Below are 4,897 nucleotides of genomic sequence, written 5' to 3'. Positions count from 1 at the left end.
GAACGACCAAGGAGATACGACGTCAGCGGGCAACCACCCCGATTTTCAGGCCAGAACGGCCTCCTCCACCAGGGGAGATCGGAGACTAAAGCGGGTGCCGCAGGTTCGAATCCTGCCGGGGGCACTCACCTGAACAGGCATTTCAACCCCTGACCTGCGGTTTCTCAGCCGCAGGTCTTTTGCTTGGTGGACCTTGATAGGCAGCCGACGGTGCCCACAGGCAGCCGTAAGACCATGATCAGGGGACATACGCGGGATGATCTTGATGGCGTTTCCCCAGGTCAGACCCTGATTCTGAGCCATTCGGGTCTCCGGCGACCCGTTACGACCGCCTGGGCATGCGACGAACGCAGTCGTTGACCGTGCCAAATCCGTGCGTACATTCCAAGCGTCACCCCCGCTGCACAAGCCGAATCTGACCTCCCTGCTGGATCGCGTCCGGCAATCACCCCGGCGTTGGCTGATCTTGGGCGTGCGTTGCCTGCGCACGCCGGTGCTGGTGACCGACAACGATGGCGATCCCGCCGCTCTGAGATGGCCCGCAAGATTTCCAAGGCCATCGACCCAGCTGGCCAGCCCTCGCGCTGACTGGGCGATGTCGTGTCAGCGGCCGCGTCAGGACGGCAACGGCCCGGTATCAGAGCAGTCGGCGATCGTGGATGCCATGAACGGTTCAGCGCCTGTCCGTTCAGTTGAATCTCGTAACAGCTTGAAGGAGCACAACATCATGTCGATCACCCTTAACGACCAGGACAAGCTCACCCTGCGGATCGCCGCGTGGGGTGCCGTCTCCCTGATGTCCGCCACTGGTGCCGCCGGCTCGGCCCACAAGGTCGCCACCGAAGGCTCCATCACCCTGACCTCCGCCACCGGCCTGGTCGGCCACGTCCTCACCAAGGCACCCAAGGGCGTCAAGTACGGCAAGACCGTAGCCGAACTCGCCGACCAAGTCCTGCCGGCCCTGACCGCATCCATGAACCTGCTCAAGCAGCAGGACCCGGCCGAGGCCGACAACTTCCGCCGCACCGTCGCCGTCGCCATCGAAGCAGCCGCCCGCACCCAACAGGGCCAGCCCAGCCCCACCCTGGTGGACATGGCCCGCAAGATCACCGGAGCCTCGACGCCGCTTGACGGGATGTCAACCTGCGCAGCCACCGCTTGTCACGGGGTCGTGCCGGGACCCCTGTGACGCGGCGGCGTGCCAGATCAGGGAAGGGACCGAGCTCCGCGAGGGCGGCCGAACCGGCTCGCTCACCTTGGCCGGCATGTCGACGGGCTCTGCTCCACCCACCCGCCCAGCTCCACCCGGAAGCCACCGCGCCGGCCGACTCGACACCCGAGACAGCCGCCGCCTAAGATCCACTCACGGCACCTACCTCATCGAGCTTTTCCACCGCTCCGAGGACGCGACCGTCCCGGCTCAGGCTTCGTCACCCTCCAACCGATTACTTTAGCGAAAGGATCTTTCGTTAGAAGTAATCGCCTGGCAAGTCTGCAGGTGAGAACATCGATCATGACCAAGACCCTGAGCGAGATGAGCGAGCGCGAATACTTCGCCACCGTCAGGCATCGACCAGAGATGTTCGTCGTCGGCGGTCGGCTAATGGGCCTGGAGGCGTTCCTTGAAGGCTACGACCAGCACGCCAGACGCCACGGTGGACCCGGCTTACAGGGATGGACAGAATGGCTCATCGCTCGTCGCGGCGAGGCCTGCAGTCATCACTGGTCAGGACAGGTGCGCCACATCGCTCTCGCCACCTGGGACCACTGGGAACTGTCCGCCGGGCAGGAAGAACTCGTCATCGACACCCTGTTCAATCTCCTCGACGAGTACCTCGCCGAACGCGAGACAGCTTCCACCGCCTGACAGCAATCCCAGCTCGGCACAGGCGACGTGTCAGATAATCCGAGATTCCACCAGATGCAATAGCGACTACTTCCCACATCCGAACGGCCAGTGGCGCTAACGCAGCCAACTTCGGCCTGCTACCGCCACTCACCGTTCCGTTGTTGCTCGCCATGGCGGCGGCCCTGGACTGCTGCTCGACTACGGCCGCCTCGTCACACCGCCGGCGGGGGAGCAAGATCGCAGCGACCGCTTGGTCAGCGCCAGTAGTCCCGTTCGGGCAGCCGCCAGTGCGTGTCCGGACTGGAGATCGCGCGGGCGTCAGTCGGGTGCAAGCCCGCGCCGGCGAAGCAATAGGCCTCGGCGTGGCCTTGGTACAGGTACTTGAGCAGGATCTCCTCGGCCGAATCATCGGAAGACACGTCGCCGCCGCCCGGGTGGGTATCCCAGGCCACGACCTCGACGTCGCGGTACACGCGGCCCTGGTTGCCGCTCTTGGGGTTGGCGTACATGCCGTAGGCGACCGTGCCCGCCGACAGTTCCTTCATGACGACGGGAGTGGCGGCCATGTACCCCCACTGCTGGCTGACGACGCAGCCGCCTGGCACGTCGGTTAAGCCGATGACCTGCATGGCCTCGTCGTCGAAGGGGTCTTCCATGATCTCTTCCAGCTCTTCCTCGTCTGCGGGTTCGGCGGCCAAGCGCCGTGCCGCCTCGGCGGCACTGATGCCGCGTACGCATGCCAGGCTGTGACCGTCCCACTCGATGCGGCCCAGCGCGCCGGTCAGGCGTTCGGCCTCCGCCACGGCGGCGGCCTCAGCCTCGGCCAGACCGACGTGATCCGGCGGGAACGGGAAGAACAGGCCAGGCGTGGGGCTCGCCAGGCTCAGCCGACCGGGCGACCAGCCACCCATCATCGGGCGCCACGGGTCCGCTCCAGCGGCAACCAGGGCACGGGCGTTCTCGGGCCGGTCGTTGAAGACGGCCTCCCAGAGCGCGGTGCGGCCCTCGCACTCCGCGTCGACGTCGTCGACGCGGCCTGCCAGTTCGGCGACCGCCTCCGGCGAACCGCGGTGCGCCGCGGCGTGCAGGGGACGCTCGAAGGAGTACGGCCCATTGTTCGGGTCGGCGCCCGCGTCGAGGCTGGCGCGGACGAGAGCGAGGTCCTTCCAGAAATGCCACCCGAAATCGGACCATCCGGCAGTGTGGTTGGCGGTCATGACGGCTCCTTCGAGATCACGTGAGCGGATACGAGCGGGGCCCATCATGGCGGAGGGCAAGGACAATTCCGGTGTGTCGGCTGGTGTCCCCCCGGCATGGCGCCTTATCAAACTTCTCCGGCAATTGGGGATCGACCGCTATCAACGTGACGGTAGGCAGAAGCCACCGCGAAATCCATGCTGAGCAGGTCGAGATCTGCCTGCCCACGGGTGCAGGTCTTAGAAGCGGAGCTGCCTGAGGGAATTCACCCGAGAAAATCCGGCTTCAGAACGGCTTCCAGACACGCGGCAGGACGTCATGCCGCAGTGAGGCCACGCGTCGGTCGAACTCGGCACGGATCTCGGGGTTGTGGTCGACGTTCTGCATTAGCCAGGTGGTCATCGTCATCTCACGAATCCGGCGCAAACGTATGGAAGCCGGGCCATTCGGTGACGTCGAAACCGTACGCGTCCACAGCTTGTGCGTACTCCTCCGGCGTCACCCACCGGAACCCCTGAACGGGATCCCGATGCCCGTACAGAGATCCCACTCGCGCGGCCCCCACGCGAACGCCTCGAAGTCGAGCAGGATCACCCGTCCATCCGCTGCACGTCGCAGCAGGTTGCTCTTGTGGCCATCGCCGTGAATGTGTCCGGCGGGCAGGGCGAAGTTGATGCTGCTGTACTCGGCATACAGGTCCTCGACCCGCTGGCGGAGGAACTCGAGATCGTCGTCCGCGACGTTGCCGGCACTGTTCAAGCGGTCCTCCACGCGCGCCAGTGGGTCGAACAGCGGCAGGACCAGGTCCACCGGCTTGGGCACATCGTGCAACTGCCTGAGAATCACCGCCAGGTCGACGAACCCGGGAGCCGGTCCGGATCCGTCCACGTGGCGCCAGAACGTCACTACCCGGCTTTCGTGAACGGTTGCCTGGGGGCAGTCCGGAAACAGCCGCACGCTGGGGAAGCCGGCAGCTTCAAGCCAGGTCGCGACCGCCGCCTCTTTCTGAACATCGGGCAGCAGTCGCACATTGCGAGCGATCCTCACCACCACCGGGACGGACGCGAGCCGGTACAGCGCGTTCTCGCCCAGCCGCATGGGGACCGCCCCTCGGCTGTCCAGCCCGGCATGGTCGCAGGCTGCGATGAGCGCTCTATGAGCGTCCTGCTGCGAGAAGCCTCGCGAGGTGGGGGGCATGGCCATTGATCAGCCCTCTCTGCTTGTGTTGCTCGGTGGCGAACTGGTGGCCACGAAACGGCCCTTGCTGGGGATGACGACGATCAGGCCCTCCTGCTGAAGCAGTTCCAGGGCCTTGCGTACTGTGATGCGTGCCGTGCCGAACCTCTCGGCAAGGACAGGTTCACCAGGCAGCCGGACATCGGGAGGGAACTCGCCGGCCTTGATGGCGACGCGGAGTTGGTTGGCCACGTCCTCGTAGCGCGTGGCAGGCTTCGTACCCTCTGCGGGCTGCCCCTGCACTCTGCGACTGCGGCCCATCTGACTAACGACGAGGCCCTCGCGTTCCAGTTCCGCGAGTGCTTGTCGCACGGTGCCGCGAGCAACGCCGTACGTCTGCATGAGCGTCGTCTCAGACGGGATCATCCCGCCTGGCGGATATTCGCCACTGGCGATCCGCTGGCGGAGGTCGCTGGCCAACGTGGCGTAGGCGGGCTGAGCTTTGCCGTGAGTTATGAGGCTCCCTTGCCGAGCAACAACGGACTCAAGGCTAAGGGCTTGCAGGGGAATAACCCGTAGCTTTCGGGGCTGTCGATCGTTGCTGTGGTATGGGCGTGGCGGCAGAGACGGTGACGATGCTGGCGGCGAAGTTCGAAGCGGTCTTTCCGCATCTGG

General features: G+C 65.4%; 5 protein-coding genes. 2 read left to right on the top strand and 3 right to left on the bottom strand.

Features of this window, described 5'->3' with window-relative positions; all coding sequences use genetic code 11:
• The first annotated feature begins 727 nt into the window (after positions 1-727).
• Positions 728-1,189 (top strand): hypothetical protein, encoded by a 462-nt coding sequence (locus tag ABN273_RS58865; protein ID WP_349458527.1) that lies wholly within the window; start codon positions 728-730, stop codon positions 1,187-1,189.
• 324 nt (positions 1,190-1,513) lie between these two features.
• On the top strand, positions 1,514-1,867 hold the full coding sequence (locus tag ABN273_RS58860; protein WP_349458526.1) for a hypothetical protein: 354 nt from the start codon (positions 1,514-1,516) through the stop codon (positions 1,865-1,867).
• Positions 1,868-2,103: 236 nt separating this feature from the next.
• Here ABN273_RS58860 and ABN273_RS58855 read toward each other — a convergent pair whose 3' ends face one another.
• The 3 genes from ABN273_RS58855 to ABN273_RS58845 all read right to left on the bottom strand — a co-directional run bounded on the left by ABN273_RS58855 (position 2,104) and on the right by ABN273_RS58845 (position 4,702).
• Positions 2,104-3,066 carry an ankyrin repeat domain-containing protein gene (locus ABN273_RS58855; protein ID WP_349458525.1) on the bottom strand — a complete coding sequence of 321 codons (963 nt, stop codon included), beginning with the start codon at positions 3,064-3,066 and terminating at the stop codon, positions 2,104-2,106.
• A 478-nt stretch (positions 3,067-3,544) separates the two neighbouring features.
• On the bottom strand, positions 3,545-4,144 hold the full coding sequence (locus tag ABN273_RS58850; RefSeq protein ID WP_349458524.1) for a phosphotransferase: 600 nt from the start codon (positions 4,142-4,144) through the stop codon (positions 3,545-3,547).
• 108 nt (positions 4,145-4,252) lie between these two features.
• Positions 4,253-4,702, bottom strand: coding sequence for a GntR family transcriptional regulator (locus ABN273_RS58845; RefSeq protein ID WP_349458522.1), 450 nt, complete (start codon positions 4,700-4,702; stop codon positions 4,253-4,255).
• Positions 4,703-4,897: the final 195 nt, after the last annotated feature.

Source organism: Nonomuraea sp. B19D2 (assembly GCF_040137845.1).
GTDB lineage: Bacteria > Actinomycetota > Actinomycetes > Streptosporangiales > Streptosporangiaceae > Nonomuraea.
Note: the sequence above shows the minus strand (reverse complement) of the source record. Positions and strands in the feature narration are given on the sequence as shown.